At 45.1% G+C, this 17,821-nt stretch carries 14 protein-coding genes; 4 read left to right on the plus strand and 10 right to left on the minus strand.

Features of this window, described 5'->3' with window-relative positions; translation table 11 throughout:
- Positions 1–227: 227 nt before the first annotated feature.
- On the minus strand, positions 228–1,091 hold the full coding sequence (murI, locus tag Xedl_RS12805) for a glutamate racemase (RefSeq protein WP_074024199.1): 864 nt from the start codon (positions 1,089–1,091) through the stop codon (positions 228–230).
- A complete protein-coding gene (gene btuB, locus Xedl_RS12810; protein WP_074024200.1) occupies positions 1,036–2,874 on the minus strand; it encodes a TonB-dependent vitamin B12 receptor BtuB in 1,839 nt (612 codons plus the stop codon). The genes murI and btuB overlap by 56 nt, the downstream gene beginning before the upstream one ends.
- A gap of 196 nt (positions 2,875–3,070) precedes the next feature.
- Here btuB and trmA point away from each other — a divergent pair, with 196 nt between their 5' ends.
- Complete coding sequence (trmA, locus tag Xedl_RS12815; RefSeq protein WP_074024202.1) at positions 3,071–4,171, plus strand: tRNA (uridine(54)-C5)-methyltransferase TrmA; 1,101 nt, start codon at positions 3,071–3,073, stop codon at positions 4,169–4,171.
- Between the two features lie 74 nt (positions 4,172–4,245).
- On the opposite strand, the gene Xedl_RS12820 is transcribed toward trmA, so the two are convergent.
- Both Xedl_RS12820 and fabR read right to left on the minus strand, forming a co-directional pair.
- Positions 4,246–4,623 (minus strand): YijD family membrane protein, encoded by a 378-nt coding sequence (locus Xedl_RS12820; protein WP_074024204.1) that lies wholly within the window; start codon positions 4,621–4,623, stop codon positions 4,246–4,248.
- Between the two features lie 21 nt (positions 4,624–4,644).
- Positions 4,645–5,295 (minus strand): HTH-type transcriptional repressor FabR, encoded by a 651-nt coding sequence (gene fabR, locus Xedl_RS12825; protein WP_074024206.1) that lies wholly within the window; start codon positions 5,293–5,295, stop codon positions 4,645–4,647.
- A gap of 205 nt (positions 5,296–5,500) precedes the next feature.
- On the opposite strand from fabR, the gene sthA reads away from it, so the two are divergent.
- Positions 5,501–6,898, plus strand: a complete 1,398-nt coding sequence (sthA, locus tag Xedl_RS12830; protein WP_074024207.1) for a Si-specific NAD(P)(+) transhydrogenase — start codon at positions 5,501–5,503, stop codon at positions 6,896–6,898.
- Here sthA and oxyR read toward each other — a convergent pair.
- The 5 genes from oxyR to argC all read right to left on the minus strand — a co-directional run bounded on the left by oxyR (position 6,890) and on the right by argC (position 12,472).
- Positions 6,890–7,807, minus strand: coding sequence for a DNA-binding transcriptional regulator OxyR (gene oxyR / locus Xedl_RS12835; protein WP_074024209.1), 918 nt, complete (start codon positions 7,805–7,807; stop codon positions 6,890–6,892). The genes sthA and oxyR overlap by 9 nt on opposite strands.
- A gap of 90 nt (positions 7,808–7,897) precedes the next feature.
- Positions 7,898–9,280, minus strand: coding sequence for an argininosuccinate lyase (gene argH, locus Xedl_RS12840; RefSeq protein ID WP_074024211.1), 1,383 nt, complete (start codon positions 9,278–9,280; stop codon positions 7,898–7,900).
- Positions 9,281–9,339: 59 nt separating this feature from the next.
- Entirely contained in the window at positions 9,340–10,551 is a 1,212-nt protein-coding gene (locus Xedl_RS12845; protein ID WP_074024213.1) for an argininosuccinate synthase, read from the minus strand.
- Positions 10,552–10,607: 56 nt separating this feature from the next.
- Complete coding sequence (argB, locus tag Xedl_RS12850) at positions 10,608–11,381, minus strand: acetylglutamate kinase (protein WP_074024214.1); 774 nt, start codon at positions 11,379–11,381, stop codon at positions 10,608–10,610.
- Between the two features lie 86 nt (positions 11,382–11,467).
- Positions 11,468–12,472, minus strand: coding sequence for an N-acetyl-gamma-glutamyl-phosphate reductase (gene argC, locus Xedl_RS12855; protein WP_074024216.1), 1,005 nt, complete (start codon positions 12,470–12,472; stop codon positions 11,468–11,470).
- Positions 12,473–12,588: 116 nt separating this feature from the next.
- Here argC and argE point away from each other — a divergent pair, with 116 nt between their 5' ends.
- Both argE and metF read left to right on the plus strand, forming a co-directional pair.
- A complete protein-coding gene (argE, locus tag Xedl_RS12860; RefSeq protein WP_074024218.1) occupies positions 12,589–13,746 on the plus strand; it encodes an acetylornithine deacetylase in 1,158 nt (385 codons plus the stop codon).
- A 321-nt stretch (positions 13,747–14,067) separates the two neighbouring features.
- Positions 14,068–14,955, plus strand: a complete 888-nt coding sequence (gene metF, locus Xedl_RS12865; protein ID WP_074024220.1) for a methylenetetrahydrofolate reductase — start codon at positions 14,068–14,070, stop codon at positions 14,953–14,955.
- Positions 14,956–15,012: 57 nt separating this feature from the next.
- On the opposite strand, the gene ppc is transcribed toward metF, so the two are convergent.
- On the minus strand, positions 15,013–17,649 hold the full coding sequence (gene ppc / locus Xedl_RS12870) for a phosphoenolpyruvate carboxylase (RefSeq protein WP_074024221.1): 2,637 nt from the start codon (positions 17,647–17,649) through the stop codon (positions 15,013–15,015).
- Positions 17,650–17,821: the final 172 nt, after the last annotated feature.

A 17,821-nucleotide genomic window follows, 5' to 3' on the forward strand; every position in this document is an offset into this window, starting at 1 on the left:
TGTTAAAGAGCGTTGGCAACCGGACATCTCTTCCGGGTTGCGAGGCTGCGTATCTTACGCTTTTTGCCTCCGGAGTCAAGCGATTATTTTCGCCTTTCTCCGCTGCCGTCGCGGTGTGTCTCAGCACATCGCCGGTCAGTGGTGGCGCATTATAGGGAGTTTTACGGATGTGACAATAGTTTTTTTTAAAAAAATCACCAACCGGTGATTATTACGCCAAATTGCACTTAAGTTGGTAGTTTTTCCAGCGTTAAGAAACCTAATTCGCGTAAAACGGGACGCAGATCTTTATTCATTGGCTCGATCTTTGTGCAATATGCTAAGTTATCGATAGTTGTTAAAAACAAATCTTCCCGATTTTTGATCAGCCATGCAGTTCTGCGAGCAATTGCAGCGCCCGAATCAATTAATCTTGTTCCATCTGGTAGAACTTGTGCAATTTCTTCTGCTATCAAAGGAAAGTGCGTACAACCCAAAATGACAGTATCCGGTGGCTCTTTCATTCTTAGCCACGGCTTCAGTATTTTCTCTAACTCTTTTAGTGAAACATCCTTGCCATGTAATTTTTGTTCAGCTAACTCGACCAATTCAGCAGAGCCAATTGCATACATCTGGCAATCCGTAGCGAACCTTTCAATTAATTCTTTGGTATAGTCGCGATTCACGGTGGCGCGTGTCGCCAATAATCCCACAACACGATTACAGGTTAGCTTCGCCGCAGGTTTGATCGCCGGTACAACACCAACTACAGGAAAAGAAAAACGTTCACGCAGGGCGGGCAAGCTGACTGTACTTGCAGTATTGCAAGCGATAACGACAACCGCCAAAGGGTGCTTTTTCTGGATTGCATCAACAATCTGAACGACCCTTTCTACAATCACTTCCGCCGTTTTCTCGCCGTAAGGGAATGCCTCATTATCGAAAGCATATATATAGTGGAGATCCGGCAAGAGCTGCCGAATCTCTTGATAGACAGATAAACCACCTACTCCAGAATCAAAAACCAGAATCGTTGGACGGGAGGTTTTGTTTAAATCAGAAGCTGTAGCTTCCTGTGAGGTAGTATTCTCTTCCTGGGGTGCGATAGCCATAGGCTGTCTCATAATGCTTATCAAACAGATTAGCTATTCTAGCACGGATTGTCAGGTGGTCAGTGATCGGATATGAAGCGCTGATATCCCACAGACTTACACCAGCTAATTTCACTGTTTTCGCAGGATATGTACTGTAGTCTTGGTCATAACGCCGACCAAGATATTGATAGGTGATCCCCCAATCGATATTAATGGCTTCCCAATCCAATTGATATTTAACTTGCTGTTTGGCTCTGCGAGTTAATTGCTGGCCATTACCATCACGCGGATCAATGTACTGTAATGTCAGTTGATGCTGGAACATACCGGTATCCATTGTTCCCATCCACTCAGCTCCTTTTATTGTTGCCTTATCACTGTTCTCATAGCGGTTATTGGTAAAATTTATCAACTGCTCAATATCATTACGATAAACAGATAGACGCCAGTTAAGGAGTCCGGTCAATCCTTCAATCCCGATTTCCCATTGCTTACTTTTTTCTGGTTTAAGGCTTTCATTTCCCCATCGGCTATAAAGCTGACTCAACGTCGGTGCCTTGAATGCTGTTCCATACGAAGTGACAAAACGATAGCCATCAATAAACTCCCAGCCGATGCCAATTTGCCCCGTAGTATTCCAGTCATATTCAGCATGGTGATCTGAACGCACAGCACCTTCTAAAATGACATCTTGAACCTTTTGCTGCGCAGTTAAATAGAGCCCCGTATTATCAACATGTTTTTGTACAGGGATGTTATTGGAGCCAGCGGCAATCCATTCTCTTTTCCAATCAACCCCACTACTGATTGCACCATGACCAACCTGCCACGTATTTCCCCATTGCACATTGTATTGTTTTGAATCACTCAGACTGGAGTTATTGCCATAACGCCCATGTTTAGGAACATAATTGTAATCTTTGACGTGGCTGTGACTGACAATGAACTGAGAAGAATAGATGCCTTGGTTAAATTGAATTCCAGCATCATAGGTACGACTGAACAGTTCACGAGTATCTGCTTCATTGATGCTCCATGCATCATAAGCCGTCCGATTATTAAATCCATAGACTCTGGCAAATCCGCTCATGTGCTCACTTATTTTATGATCTATTTCCAACCACAGCATTTTACTCATAAAGCCATCGCGATCTGGTTGACGATATCCTCCCGTTTTACCATCAACGATCACATCAAACCCTTTAGTGTAGGTATAGCCTGCGGCTGTGGTTAATAAAGTATTCTCACCAAGTTTTTGCTGTGTTGAACCATTATAGTTTTGATACCCGCTCGAGCCGAACCCTGCATTCAGTGTTGTCCCGCGTTGTTCCCGCTTTGTGATGATATTGATCACGCCACCAATGGCATCAGAACCGTATACAGCAGAACGCGCGCCACGGATATATTCTATTCTCTGCACCATTGAGATTGGGATCTGGCTAAAATCGGCGGCTCCGGTAATACCTGCCTGATTCAAACGGAGCCCATCCACCAGCACCAATGTATGGTTTGAGTTTGTACCACGAACAAATAAAGAAGAGTGCTGCCCAACCCCCCCATTCTGCGCAATATCAATACTCGGCAAACGGCGCAAAACATCAACTAAGCTACTGGATTGCCAACGATCTATATCTTCACGAGTCACTACTGTCGTTGGCGCCAATACTGAAGAAATCGGCTGCTTAAAGCGATTGGCTGTAATCACCAATGTATCTTGATTATCTGCACCTGCAAAATGGCTCCAACTAGAAAATACCGCCACGGATGCCGCAGATAGAAGAATCTGTTTTTTATTTATCATAAGATTTGTGATGAGAATATATGTGGTATCTGGATCTGTATTTTAACTATAAAGAGTCATGCTACGATGAAGGCTTTAGCGTGTCCAGAATACCTCCCTATCAAAAAAAGAGCAGATAAACCAGAAAACTGGACATCCTTTGTACTTTCCCTACAATGCGCTCGGAAATTTTTCTTAACGCGACGAGAACCCGATAATGCAGAATGCCTTGCCAACGGAAAATTATGAAAATCAATTGATGGAGAAAGTCCATCGTCTAAAAGAAATGATGCTCCCCTTTAGTGCCCCTGAGCCTGAAGTTTTCCGTTCCCCGGCATCCCATTACAGAATGCGCGCAGAATTCCGCATCTGGCATGAGGAAGATGATCTCTACCACATCATGTTTGATCAACAAACTAAACAGCGTATCCGTATTGATCAATTTCCAGTTGCCAATCAGCTAATCAATAAAATGATGCAAGCCATCATTGCTGGTGTAAAAGACAATCCAATATTACGCCATAAACTGTTTCAGGTGGATTACCTTTCTACCCGCAGTAACAAAATCATTGTCTCTCTGCTTTACCACAAAAAACTGGGGGATGAATGGCGTGAACATGCAACCGCGCTGCGTAACCAACTCATCACGGCGGGGTTTGATGTACAACTTATTGGACGTGCAGCAAAAACCAAGATCATGCTTGACCATGACTATATTGATGAAGCGCTGTCTGTTGCTGGCAAAACCATGATTTATCGTCAGGTTGAAAATAGCTTCACACAGCCGAATGCCAATATTAATGTTCATATGTTGGAATGGGCAATTGATATCACCAAAGGTTCCAAAGGTGACTTGCTTGAGTTGTATTGTGGCAATGGTAATTTCTCTCTGGCGCTGGCGCAGAATTTTGAACGAGTATTGGCGACAGAAATTGCCAAGCCTTCAGTGGCTGCCGCACAATTTAATATCGCAGCGAACAAAATTGATAACGTGCAGATTATCCGCATGTCAGCGGAAGAATTTACTCAGGCAATGAACGGAGAGCGACTGTTCAATCGCTTACAAGGCATTGATTTAAGTAGTTATCAATGTGAGACCATTTTTGTTGATCCACCACGCAGTGGGCTGGATGAAAATACGCTAAAAATGGTTCAAGCTTATCCGCGTATTCTTTATATTTCCTGCAATCCAGAAACGCTCTGCCAAAATCTGGAAACACTGACACAAACCCACAAAGTCAACCAACTGGCGCTATTTGACCAATTCCCTTATACCCACCATATGGAATGCGGTGTCCTACTGGAAAAAAGAACATAATCGTCATTAAAAACAAAAACGCCACAGAGTTAATTTCGTGGCGTTTTTTATTGAACTATTTTCAATAAAGGCGATTAGTTTTGGTTGTCTGAAGTGAGCGTTGCGTGCTGCTTGCGCTTTTTCATCTTTAGGTAGATCCAAAACACCAAAACCGTACCAATAATAACAGGCAAGAAATTAGAGCCAATTGCTGGATATTCCATCCGAATGAATGCGCTATACACGAACATGCCTAAGAAGAAGCATCCCACGGCCAGTTTTGGTAATCCTTCCGCCATTGGATAATTTAAATAACGTTGATGGAGACAATACAAAGAAAGTGCCAATGTAATAAGAGGGAAAATAGAAAAAGGGACAAAAGAATTGAAAAATGTTGAGAAAGTTCCGTGTGTTGCCATTCCAACGATAAGAGCCAGCAACATTGTGCTTTTATCTTGGCGGTATTGTTCCATCGTATTATTCTCCTTTCATTATTATTCAGAGGATTTAGGGACAGTATTTTTTTCTTGCTCACGACGATACCAATAATAAGCGCCTTTGGAAATTATGCGGAGTTGCAAAACCAAACGCTCTTCGAGACGACGCCTTTTTTCTTCATCAATATCCAATGCTTCTGCGCCTGCACTGAACACGATTGTCACCATCGCCTCAGCCTGTATCTCAGTAAAATGACGTGGCATATGGCTGGCTTGTTCAAGATAGTCTGCCAATTCGGCAATAAAATGTTGAATTTCCCGTGCTACAGCCGCACGAAATTCAGCCGATGTACCGGAGCGTTCACGCAGCAATAGCCGGAACGCATTGGGATTGTTGCCGATGAACTCCATAAAGGTTGAAACCGAAGTACGGATGACACTCCCCCCTTTGGCTATGCGCTGACGTGCCTGACGCATTAACTGGCGTAGCATCAAACCACTTTCATCCACCATCGTCAGCCCCAGTTCATCCACATCCCGAAAATGTCGATAAAAAGAAGTCGGTGCAATACCCGCCTCACGAGCGACTTCCCGTAGGCTCAGGCTGGTAAAACTGCGTTCAGCACTGAGTTGGCTGAATGCCGCCTCAATCAGGGAGCGGCGGGTTTTTTCTTTCTGTTTTGCTCTAACGCCGGTTACGTTACTCACAACAATCCTGATCTATCTCGACTCTAATCGGGCAAATATAACAGATTCTGCTAAGTTTGCTGTGATTGTTCTCTTAAAGATATTATTCGATGTTTTCCTGATTTATTTCTAAGCAGTGAGATAAAAACCTTATGCTCGTTGGGTTATTGCATCAACTAATGTTAAGATAGCGTTGTTATTTTGTGTAAAAACAGGTCTTTCCTCTATGCAACATACTCATTTTGATGCCATTGTGATTGGCTCTGGTCCCGGCGGGGAAGGAGCAGCAATGGGGTTAGTAAAACAAGGCAAAAACGTTGCTGTTATAGAACGTTATAATAGTGTCGGTGGTGGGTGTACTCACTGGGGCACCATCCCGTCGAAAGCGCTCCGCCATGCTGTTAGTCGTATTATCGAATTTAATCAAAATCCCCTCTACAGTGATAACTCCCGCATTCTTCGCTCCTCGTTTTCAGAAATTCTGCGCCATGCTGAAGTCGTTATTAACCAGCAAACTAAGATGCGCCAAGGATTTTATGAACGTAATCGTTGTCGAATGTTTGCAGGAGAAGCCACTTTCATTGATGAACATCGGGTAAGTGTGCGTTATGCCGATGATAGTGTTGATATCTTGAGTGCAGACAACATTATCATTGCCACCGGCTCCCGTCCTTACTGCCCTCCCGATGTCGATTTCACCCACTCCCGTATTTATAACAGCGACACCATACTGCAACTGGATCACGAACCACGCCATGTCATTATTTATGGTGCCGGAGTGATTGGCTGTGAATATGCCTCCATTTTCCGCGGATTGGGTGTTAAGGTGGATTTGATCAATACGCGTGATCATCTGCTGTCCTTTCTTGATCAAGAAATGTCTGATGCCCTCTCCTACCATTTCTGGAATAGTGGCACGGTCATCCGCCACAATGAAGAATATGAAAAAATTGAAGGCGTTGATGATGGTGTCATTGTCCATCTGAAATCTGGCAAGAAAGTCAAAGCGGATTGCCTGCTGTATGCCAATGGCAGAACAGGTAATACGGACAAGCTAGGTTTAGAAAATGTCGGACTGGAAACAGACAGCCGAGGTTTACTGAAAGTCAATTGTGTCTACCAAACCAGCAATGAAAACATCTATGCCGTTGGTGATGTTATTGGCTATCCAAGTTTGGCTTCTGCTGCTTACGATCAAGGGCGCATCGCGGCAAAAGCGATGACCACAGGCAATGCTAACCTGCATCTGGTAGAAGATATTCCAACCGGAATTTATACCATTCCTGAAATCAGTTCAGTGGGTAAAACCGAGCAACAATTAACTACAATGAAAATCCCTTATGAGGTAGGGCGCGCCCAATTCAAGCATCTGGCAAGAGCGCAAATTGCCGGCATGAATGTGGGCAGCATTAAGATCCTGTTCCACCGTGAGACAAAACAGATTTTAGGCATTCACTGTTTTGGCGAACGCGCCGCAGAGATCATTCATATTGGTCAAGCCATCATGGAACAAAAAGGTGAAGGCAATAATATCGAATATTTCGTTAATACTACCTTCAATTATCCAACAATGGCGGAAGCCTATCGGGTTGCGGCGCTCAATGGGCTAAATCGATTATTTTGATGTTTTTCCGAGTATTGCGAAATAATTGCCCATTTTAGTCCGAATCGCCTCTGCCAATTGCTCATAGCGACCACGCAGAGGTGAGCCAGGGCGATAAACCAATATAACAGATCGCTTGGGTTCCGGTTCGTCACACTCCAGATAGCAAACCCCATCCCGCCTTCTCTCATTCGGAACTGACAAATCAGGTAATAATGTAATACCGCTGCCTGCTGCGACCATATTGCGCAGAGTTTCCAGGCTGGTTGCCCTAAAATGGGTATCTTCTTTGGCTCCCGCCTGAAAACAAAATCCCATCGCCTGATCACGTAAGCAGTGCCCATCTTCCAGCATCAATAGCTTCTCGCCGGATAGCTCACCCATTTTAATTTTATCCCGCCCTGCCCATTTATGCTCTTCATACACCGCCAGCTTCATAGGCTCTTCAAACAATGGCACTTCGATAAATGCTTCGGTCTCTTTCACCAACGCCAAAATAGCGCAGTCAAGTTTCCCACTATCAAGTTGTGCCAATAAGTGTTGGGTTTGTGCCTCATGCAGGTACATTTCCAATTTGGGGAATAATTTATGCAGCTCAGGGACAATAAGTGGCAGGAGATAGGGACCGATTGTGGGAATAAGACCGATATGCAACGGCCCAGACATACTTTCACCTTGAAGAGAGGCCATTTCCTGCAAAACTTTTACTTCTCTCAATACGGTTTTGGCCTGTTCCACCAGCAGCATACCCTGTTGGGTAAATAATACCTTGCGGCTAGTGCGTTCCAGCAACATTACGCCAAGCTCATCTTCCAGTTTGCGGATTTGCCCGCTCAGGGTCGGTTGGCTGACATGACAAGCATCAGCGGCTCGACGAAAATGCCGATGTTCAGCAAGTGCTACAAGGTATTCTAGATCGCGGATATTCATTCCCAACCTCAGCATTTGATATCAATGATAGTATTGATCAATAAATCATTATATCCACGAGGGGAAAAAACTATCAACTGCGTGTGATTATTAGTGTTTTCCCCTAAGTCTTTGTTTCACTTGAGCTATCGCTTGCTTCACTTGTTCTTGCGCTACACCGCCTTTTGCCAATCGCTTGTCCAAACAAGATTGCAACGATAAAACGTCATATACATCCACAGCAATCGCGTTACTGAATTCTTGCAATTCAAGTAGGGAAAACTCCTCCAGTGCCTTACCTCTGCCAATTGCCGTCACAACAATTTCACCAACAATGTGATGAGCTTCACGGAATGGAACACCTTTCGCCACCAGATAATCAGCCAGCTCAGTCGCATTCGCATATCCCTGCTTTGCTGCTTCTTCGCAACGAGGGCGTTTTACCTGAATACCATCCAACACCAGTATCGCCATATGCAAGCAATCCAACCAGGTATCCAGTGCATCAAACAAGCCTTCTTTATCTTCCTGCATATCTTTATTGTAGGCGAGAGGAAGCCCTTTTAAGGTCATCATCATCCCCGTTAATGCCCCTTGCACTCGTCCACACTTGCCACGGATCAATTCCAACGCATCCGGGTTTTTCTTTTGTGGCATCAAAGAAGAGCCGGAGGTTACCCGATCCGACAATTCAACAAATCCGGCTTCTCCGCTGTTAAAGAAAATCAGGTCTTCAGCAAAACGCGAAAGATGAATCATACTGATGCTCGCATCTGATAGCAGTTCCAAGACATGATCACGATCCGAAACACTATCCAGACTATTACGTGTAGCGGAAGTAAAACCAAGCCATAACGCCAGTTGTTCACGATCAATATCATAAGCCGTTCCTGCCAGCGCGCCGCATCCTAACGGACTGACATCCAACCGCTTTAATGCATCTTGCAAGCGGCTTTCATCACGACTAAGCATTTCCACATAGGCTAAACACCAATGGGCAAAAGTGACGGGTTGCGCCCGCTGTAAATGAGTATAACCAGGCATTACTGCATTCTGATTATTTTCAGCAGTGAATACCAACGCTTGTTGCAACTCAATTAATGCTGTCAGAATGTGGGTGATCTGATCTTTGCACCATAATTTCAGATCCGTTGCGACCTGATCATTACGGCTGCGCCCCGTATGGAGTTTTTTACCCAAATCACCCACTTTCGTAATAAGTTGCCCTTCTACCCAACTGTGAATATCTTCCGCATCGCTTTGCAAAATGGCCTTGGGGTGAATTCGCACTTCATCCAGTAACTCATTTAAAGCCAGCTCCAGCGTTTGCTGCTCTTCGGCAGTTAACACGCCTACCGTAACCAACGCTTTTGACCATGCAACTGAGCCAACAATATCCTGCTCCGCCAAACGATAATCAAAACGCAGTGAATCATTAAATTGCTTGAACCGCTGATCGGCTTCCTGACTGAAACGCCCACCCCAAAGTGCCATAATATCGTTCCTGTTTTTTCTAATTGCTATTAATTGCTAAAAGTTGATTGCCCCAAAAATTACTTTTTGCTGTTCAGTGCACGAATACGTGAAGAAAGCGAATAGAGGCGAATAAACCCTTCGGCATGGCGATGATCGTAAACGTCATCCTCGCCAAAAGTGGCGAACTCTTCAGAATAGAGGCTATTGGCTGATTTTTTCTGCACTGCCGTTACCTGCCCTTTATAAAGTTTCAGAACCACTTCACCGCTGACGCTGGCCGCTAAAACTTCTGCTGCCGCTTGGATTGATTGACGCAATGGCGCAAACCAACGGCCGTCATACACAACATAAGACATTTCCAGCCCCAGTTGTTGACGCCATTTGAAACTATCGCGATCCAAAACCAGTTGTTCGATGCCACGCAGTGCTTCCATCATGAGGGTTCCCCCTGGAGTCTCATAACAACCGCGGGATTTCATACCTACCAGACGGTTTTCCACGATATCGATCCGGCCAATGCCATGTTTGGCGCCCAACTTATTTAACTCATCAAGGCATTGATAGGGGGAAAGCGCCTGACCATTCACGCTAACGACTTCACCTCTTTCAACCATCACCGTGATATATTCCGGTTCATTAGGCGCCTCTTCTGGTTCTGCTGTCCATACCCAGCAATCTTTATTGGCCGCATTCCACGTGCTTTCCAAAACTCCACCTTCGGTTGAAATGTGCCAGGCATTTTCGTCACGGCTATAGATTTTCTCCAGTGTTGCGGTGGTCGGGATATCACGAACTTTCAAATAATCCAGCAGTGCTTCACGGGAACGCAGATCCCATTCCCGCCACGGAGCCACAACGTTCAGATGGGGTGCCAACGCGGTATAAGTACTTTCAAACCGAACCTGATCATTCCCTTTACCTGTTGCACCGTGGGCGACGGCATCCGCGCCCACTTTCAGAGCCAGCTCAACCTGTGCCTTGGCAATAATTGGACGAGCCATTGACGTACCAAGCAGATAACTTCCCTCATACAGGGCGCCTGTTTTTAACACAGGATAAACATACTCTTTGATAAACTCTTCGCGCAGATCAACGACATAACATTCAGAAGCACCGGAACGTAATGCTTTCTGCTCCACACCGTCCAGATCTTCACGACTTTGGCCGACATCAGCGACAAACGCAATCACTTCACAATTGCCATAATGTTCTTTCAGCCACGGAATAATGGCGGATGTATCCAAACCACCTGAATATGCCAGAACGATTTTCTTAATGCTTTTAGTCATAGGGGATAACCTTTTTAATTTTAATAAAAACTTAAGTTCGGTAAATACACGCTCAATTACGCCAAAATTCGTGTGCCAACAGGTATGCCATTAAATAACGCAATCAACTGATCTGTATGACGCCAACTCGCGATATCCACCGGTTGTCCGAGTGTTTTTGCCGCTTCCAATGCGGCATTCACTTTCACTATCATGCCGTCAGTGATAATGCCTTGATCGATAAGCTGCGCGATCTGCTCTGCCGTGGCTTCTGGGATCTTTTTCCCTTTCCCATCCAGAATACCGCTGACATCGGACAACAAGATCAAATCTGCATTCAGCACCTGTGCGATAGCCGTCGCAGCTTGATCGGCATTGACATTCATCAATTCACCCTGCTCAGTGATACCAATTGAGCTGATAATCGGTATATAGCCCAAATCCAGCAAAATTTTCAGGAGATCAGGTGTGCCTGATTGAGCCTTTCCTGTGTGACCAAGCTCTTTATCCAGTTGAGAAACTTTAACCGTTCCTCCATCTCCCAGACATAATCCGATGGCAGGCAAACGATACTTTGTTGCCCACGCCAGCAATTTCTTGTTGGCAGTTCCGGCTAACGTCCCCGCAATGATGTCAATTTGATCCTCAGGCGTAACCCGCAAGCCTTGTTGCTTCAAAATAGGCATCTGCAATCGTTGCATCAGTTCATCAACCAAGCAGCCACCACCGTGCACAATAACCAGCGGACGTTTATGTGTTTTTCGGTATAACTGTAATGTGGTAAATAACCGTTCCAGCGCTTCTTCACTATCTAACAACACACCACCCAACTTGATAACTAACGGCTCCATCGGATTTATCCTCTGTCGGTATTAATATCTGTAGGAATCTTAACTTTTCGGCATTCAGTTATTTTGGAAATTAAACATATTAAGAATTAAAGTAATGCCTGAGTTTCTTCATATCCCAAACGAATATTCATGCACTGCACTGCTTGTGCCGCAGCCCCTTTCAGCAAATTATCCTCAGCCCCTACGATGATCAGGTGCTGCCCCTGAACGGCAAAACCAATATCGCAAAATGGCAAACCGACCACGGCCTTCAACGCGGGAAACCCTTTGCCATATAACCGTACCAACGGTTTATCATGATATGCCTGCTGATAAGCTTCGCTAATTTGTGCTTCTGTCACACCCGATTTCAACTTACAGGTAATTGTGGCAAGAATCCCGCGTGAGAAATTGCCCAAATGGGGGGTAAAAATCACCTCTGTACCTAAATGTGTAGCAATTTCAGGCTGATGACGATGGTTAAAGACACCATATGGTTGCAAACTAATTTCACAGAAACTATTGGTGATCGACGCTTTTCGGCCAGCACCACTGACACCGCTGACCGCGTTAATAACAGGCCAATATTCTGTATTTAATAAATTTTGTTCAAGCAACGGTTTCAAGGAAAGTTGGGAAACGGTAGGGTAACAGCCAGGAACAGCAATCAATTGTGCTTGCTTGATTTTCTCTGCTTGCCATTCTGCCAATCCATATACAGCTTGCTCCAACCACTGAGTATTTTTATGCTCAAACCCGTAGTATTTTTTATAGAACTGTGTATTTTGTACGCGATAGGCACCAGATAAATCAAACACGATACAACCTGCTGTCAGAAATATTGGGGCAATATCATGGCTGACTTCATGAGCGGTGGCGAGGAAGACCACATCAATCCCTTTTGCTGCCTCAATCACATCGGTCAACGGCTGTAAGGGCAAATCAAGAATGCCCCTATATTGTGGATGAAGTTCTGAAAAACATTTCCCCGCATCTACACTTTGAGAAGAAACCATCAAACCGGAGAGATGGACATGGGGATGACGTTGCAGATATGCTGCTAACTCAGCTCCGGTATAACCACTGGCACCAACTATCAGCGTATTCAACATGGGATTTATTCACCTTATAGTATTAACCCAATAGTATTAATCCAATTACTTTACTGCATTTGTATGCAATTAATTTGCATGAATATTGATACTATTATGAGTAAGGGCTGTCAACAGTGAATAGTAAATTACCGTCTTTTATTAAATTATATCATCAGCTCATTGCGGCTCCTTCTATCAGCGCAACTGATACTGAACTCGACCAAAACAATGAAATTGTTATCAATCTGCTGGCGGAATGGCTAAAAGAGATCGGATTTTCCATTGAAATTCAACCCGTTCCTGAAACCAGAGGTAAATTCAACCTGCTGGCAACATTGGGCAGTGGTTCGGGTGGTTTACTGTTATGTGGTCATACAGATACCGTTCCTTTTGATGAGGGGCGCTGGACACAAGATCCCTTCACACTGACCGAACGCGATGGCAAGTTATATGGGCTTGGAACGGCCGATATGAAAGGCTTCTTTGCCTTTATCATTGATGCATTGCGGGATATCGATGTCAGCAAACTGTCTCACCCCCTTTATATTCTGGCGACCGCTGACGAAGAAACATCAATGGCAGGTGCACGCTACTTTGCTGCCAATGCCCATATTCGGCCTGATTTTGCCATCATTGGCGAACCGACATCATTACAGCCAATTCGCGCTCATAAAGGGCATATAGCCCAGTCTATCCGTATTGAAGGAAAATCAGGGCATTCCAGCGATCCAGCGCGGGGCGTCAATGCCATTGATCTGATGCACGAATCCATTACCCAGCTCATAAAACTACGCCATACCTTACAAGAGCGTTATCACAATCCGGCGTTCGTCATCCCTTATCCAACCATGAATTTCGGCCATATTCACGGCGGTGATGCCGCAAATCGCATTTGTGCCTGCTGTGAACTGCATATGGATATCCGTCCGCTGCCCGGACTGACCTTGCAGGATTTGAATGGATTGCTCAATGACGCCCTGGAACCCGTAAAACAGCGTTGGCCTGGTCGTCTGAACGTGACAGAACTTCATTCCCCCATTCCGGGCTATGAATGTCCCACAGACCATAAGCTGGTGGGCGTGATTGAAAAACTGTTGGGAACCAAAGCAGATACCGTCAATTACTGTACGGAAGCACCTTTTATTCAGGAGTTATGTCCAACCTTGGTTTTGGGGCCTGGATCGATTGAACAAGCGCACCAACCCGATGAATTTTTAGATATGGTATTTATTGAACCAACGCGGAAATTGCTTTCACAGCTTGTGGCGCATTTTTGTTTGAATGCGGGTTAAAGCTGTACTGTTTCCCAGCCGCCAAATGGCTAATTAGTTTCCTCTGCAAAAGTGTTCATAATTAGTACCATAAATGGACTGTGAATGACCGGTCGGCGTCATAACCTCGGTGAGTGCATCGGGGTTTTTCGCTAATTCCCCAACATGAATTTCTTTCCTGATCACTTTGAATATTCCTCACTGGTAATAAACCATTTCTCGATTGACTAAAAACTCCACTTCGCCCATTCTACTTGGACATCTAAACGGATAGACATATAAACACTTAAACATCTAAAAACAAGCGAGCAAAAGTTCCGTTTGTTCATGAGGGCACAGGGTATGAGTTTTTTTCACGCTAATCAGCGAGAAGCGCTGAACCAGAATCTGGCTGAACTTGAAGGACAAATTCGCGTTTCCTTTGAATTCTTTCCACCCAGAACGGCTGAGATGGAACAAACCCTGTGGAAATCCATTGATCGCTTGAGCAAGCTGAAACCTAAGTTTGTTTCTGTTACCTATGGTGCCAACTCTGGCGAACGTGATCGCACTCATAGCATTATCAAGGGTATTAAAGAAAAAACGGGCCTTGATGCAGCCCCACACCTGACTTGCATTGATGCCAGCCGTGGAGAACTCAGCAACATTGCTCATGATTATTGGCAAAACGGTATTCGTCATATTGTGGCATTACGTGGTGATTTACCGGCTAACGGTTGTAAACCAGAAATGTATGGTGCTGATTTAGTTGAGCTATTAAAAAAAGAAGCAGATTTTGATATCTCCGTTGCAGCTTACCCAGAAGTGCATCCAGAAGCGAAAAGTGCACAAGCAGACTTGATCAATTTAAAACGTAAAATTGACGCCGGAGCCAATCGCGCCATTACCCAATTCTTTTTTGATGTAGAGAGTTATCTGCGTTTTCGTGATCGCTGTGTCGCAACGGGGATTGACGTAGAAATTGTACCAGGGATCTTACCAGTCTCGAATTTCCGTCAATTGCAACGATTTTCTTCAATGACTAACGTCCGGATCCCAAGTTGGATGACCAGAATGTTTGAAGGATTAGATGATGATCCGGAAAGTCGCAACTTAGTCGGTGCATCTATTGCAATGGATATGGTGAAAATTCTCAGTCGTGAGGGCGTGAAAGATTTTCATTTTTATACCCTGAATCGGGCAGAATTGAGTTATGCCATCTGCCATACATTGGGAGTACGCCCTTGTTAAAACTAAAAAAGCCGAATAGTTTCCCCATTCGGCTTCTATGATTCAAAAATATTTAAACTATCCTGTATTGCGCATGCCTGCCGCAACGCCGGCAATTGTCACCATCAGCGCCTGCTCAAGATGCGGATCAGGATTTTCCTGCTGGCGGGAACGCTGTAGTAATTCGACCTGTAGTACGTTCAACGGATCGGTATACACGTTACGCAAGGCAATAGACTCGGCGATCCACGGCAAATCCGCCATCAATTGTTCATCCTGTGCAATGGCCAATACCGTTTCGATATCTTCCGCCAGTTGGTTACGCAATTTTACGCCTAACGACCACAGTTTCGGTTCTACCAAACGCTGATCGTAATATTCGGCTAACCACAAATCCGCTTTGGCAAATACCATCTCCAACATGGCAATCCGCGTATTAAAGAATGGCCAGTCGCGACACATATCCGTTAAAACTGGCAAGTTACCGGCATCGATCACCCGTTGCAACGCCGCACCTGCGCCTAACCATGCCGGTAGCATCAAGCGGTTTTGCGTCCAGGCAAATATCCACGGGATCGCCCGCAAACTTTCAACGCCTCCTGTCGGGCGTCGTTTAGCCGGCCGTGAACCTAACGGCAGTTTTGCCAACTCTTGTTCCGGTGTGGCTGCCCGAAAATAAGGCACAAATTCCGGTTGCTCACGCACATAATCACGATACATATCACAGGAAACATCGGAGAGTGTATCCATAATCTGGTGCCATTCCGGTTTAGGCTCCGGTGGCGGCAATAAGTTTGCTTCCAAAATCGCACTGGCATACAAGGCCAAACTGCTGATCGTTACCTGCGGTAAACCAAACTTAAAGCGGATCATTTCTCCCTGCTCCGTTACGCGAAACCCGCCTTTCAGGCTACCCGGCGGTTGGGAGAGTAAAGCCGAATGGGCGGGAGCACCACCACGGCCAATTGTGCCACCACGCCCGTGGAACAGGGTCAGTGTCACGCCCTCTTTTTCACACACTTTGATTAATGCATCCTGCGCCCGATATTGTGCCCACGACGCCGCCATCACCCCTGCATCTTTGGCTGAATCGGAGTAACCAATCATCACCATCTGCTTATCTTTAATTAGATCGCGATACCACTTAATTCCCAATAGTTGTCGAATCACGCCTTCTGCATTGTTCAGATCATCAAGGGTTTCAAACAACGGCGCGACAGGCAATGACAATGAGCATCCCGCTTCTTTCAGCAATAATTTCACTGCCAAGACATCAGAAGGCACTTTTGCCATGGAAATAACATAAGCCGCAATCGAATCTTGTGGTGATTCAGCAATAACCTTGCAGGTATCGAAAACTTCTTGTGTTTCTGCGCTTGGCTGCCAATCACGCGGGGTTAGAGGACGTTTTGATTGCAACTCTCTCAACAAAAACGCCTGTTTTTCGGCTTCAGGCCAACTCGCATAATCTCCCATTGCCAGATATTGCGTCAGCTCAGCAATCGCATCGGTATGGCGGGTACTTTCCTGACGGATATCAATACGCACCAAAGACAAACCAAAGCAACGAATGCGGCGCAAGGTATCCAGTAATTGCCCGTTTGCGATAATTTCCATACCACACTCTTTCAGGGATTGATAACAGGCATATAGCGGTTGCCATAACTGTTCGTTATGCAGGAGTAGATCCGCTGGTGGTAAAGCTTGCTCGCCTTTAAGGCATTTTTCCAGATAAGCCAGCGTGTTACCTAATTGCGTACGCAATTGTTTGGCAATCTCACGGTAAGGCTCTAAAACATGCTCACCTCCCGCCATTTGGCGAAGTGCAGGCGTACATTCCGACATGGAGAGTTCAGAAACTAAAACCTGAATGTCTTTCAGAAACAGATCGGCAGCCTTCCAACGGCTCAGCAGTAAAACATGACGGGTAATTTCGGCGGTCACGTTAGGATTACCATCACGATCGCCTCCCATCCAAGAGGTAAAACGTACCGGCACCGCAGTCACTGGTAAGCTATAACCAATGGATTCTTCCAGTTGTTCATTGAACTCACGCAGAAATGCCGGCACACCTTCCCACAAGCTGTTTTCGACCACAGCAAAACCCCATTTTGCTTCATCAATTGGGGTTGGGCGAATCTTACGGATCTCATCAGTATGCCATGATTGGGCAATCAACTGACGCAACCGACGCATGATGTTATTACGTTCATAATCGGCCAAATCGTCATGATCAAGCTGTGCCAGACAGCCATTCACTTCAACCAGTTTATGGATTAGGGTACGGCGGGCAATTTCTGTCGGATGAGCGGTCAGAACCAATTCAATCGCCAGCGCATTGACCGCCTTGATTAAATCGTCATTGCTGAATTGTTTGTCTTTGAGTCGGTTGAACAGCGCTGCCAGCGCTACCGGATTACTGGCCGCTTCGCCATGTGGAGAAATACTGTGATATTGTTCGGCAACATTAGTCAGATTTAAGAACTGGTTAAACGCACGGGCAACAGGCAATAATTCATCATTGGATAAATTTTCCAGCGTCGATAAAAGCTGCTGGCGGTGAACTTCGTTACCTGCACGGGATGATTTAGATAACTTCCTGATTGTTTCAACTTTATCAAGAATATCTTCTCCCAAAGCCTCTTTAATTGTATCGCCCAGCAACTTACCGAGCATACTGACATTACTTCGCATTGCAGAATATTGTTGATTCATGTGGTTCCTGACCTTGTGTTGCTGTATGTCACCTATTTCACCAATGGATTGGTGACCCTATTTTCTGTCTGAATGTTTCATGTTTTGCTGTAAAACGTATTCTTCTGTTTATTTCTAACGTGATATTTATTTCTAACGTTCTATTCATATCAGAAAACAAACAATTTGGGCG

It is taken from the genome of Xenorhabdus eapokensis, from assembly GCF_001908105.1.

Coding starts and splice junctions, on each gene's coding strand:
- murI (WP_074024199.1), bottom strand. CDS start 1,091: ATGGCTATCGCACCCCAGGAAGAGAATACTACCTCACAGGAAGCTACA.
- btuB (WP_074024200.1), bottom strand. CDS start 2,874: ATGATAAATAAAAAACAGATTCTTCTATCTGCGGCATCCGTGGCGGTA.
- trmA (WP_074024202.1), top strand. CDS start 3,071: ATGCAGAATGCCTTGCCAACGGAAAATTATGAAAATCAATTGATGGAG.
- Xedl_RS12820 (WP_074024204.1), bottom strand. CDS start 4,623: ATGGAACAATACCGCCAAGATAAAAGCACAATGTTGCTGGCTCTTATC.
- sthA (WP_074024207.1), top strand. CDS start 5,501: ATGCAACATACTCATTTTGATGCCATTGTGATTGGCTCTGGTCCCGGC.
- oxyR (WP_074024209.1), bottom strand. CDS start 7,807: ATGAATATCCGCGATCTAGAATACCTTGTAGCACTTGCTGAACATCGG.
- argH (WP_074024211.1), bottom strand. CDS start 9,280: ATGGCACTTTGGGGTGGGCGTTTCAGTCAGGAAGCCGATCAGCGGTTC.
- Xedl_RS12845 (WP_074024213.1), bottom strand. CDS start 10,551: ATGACTAAAAGCATTAAGAAAATCGTTCTGGCATATTCAGGTGGTTTG.
- argB (WP_074024214.1), bottom strand. CDS start 11,381: ATGGAGCCGTTAGTTATCAAGTTGGGTGGTGTGTTGTTAGATAGTGAA.
- argC (WP_074024216.1), bottom strand. CDS start 12,472: ATGTTGAATACGCTGATAGTTGGTGCCAGTGGTTATACCGGAGCTGAG.
- metF (WP_074024220.1), top strand. CDS start 14,068: ATGAGTTTTTTTCACGCTAATCAGCGAGAAGCGCTGAACCAGAATCTG.
- ppc (WP_074024221.1), bottom strand. CDS start 17,649: ATGAATCAACAATATTCTGCAATGCGAAGTAATGTCAGTATGCTCGGT.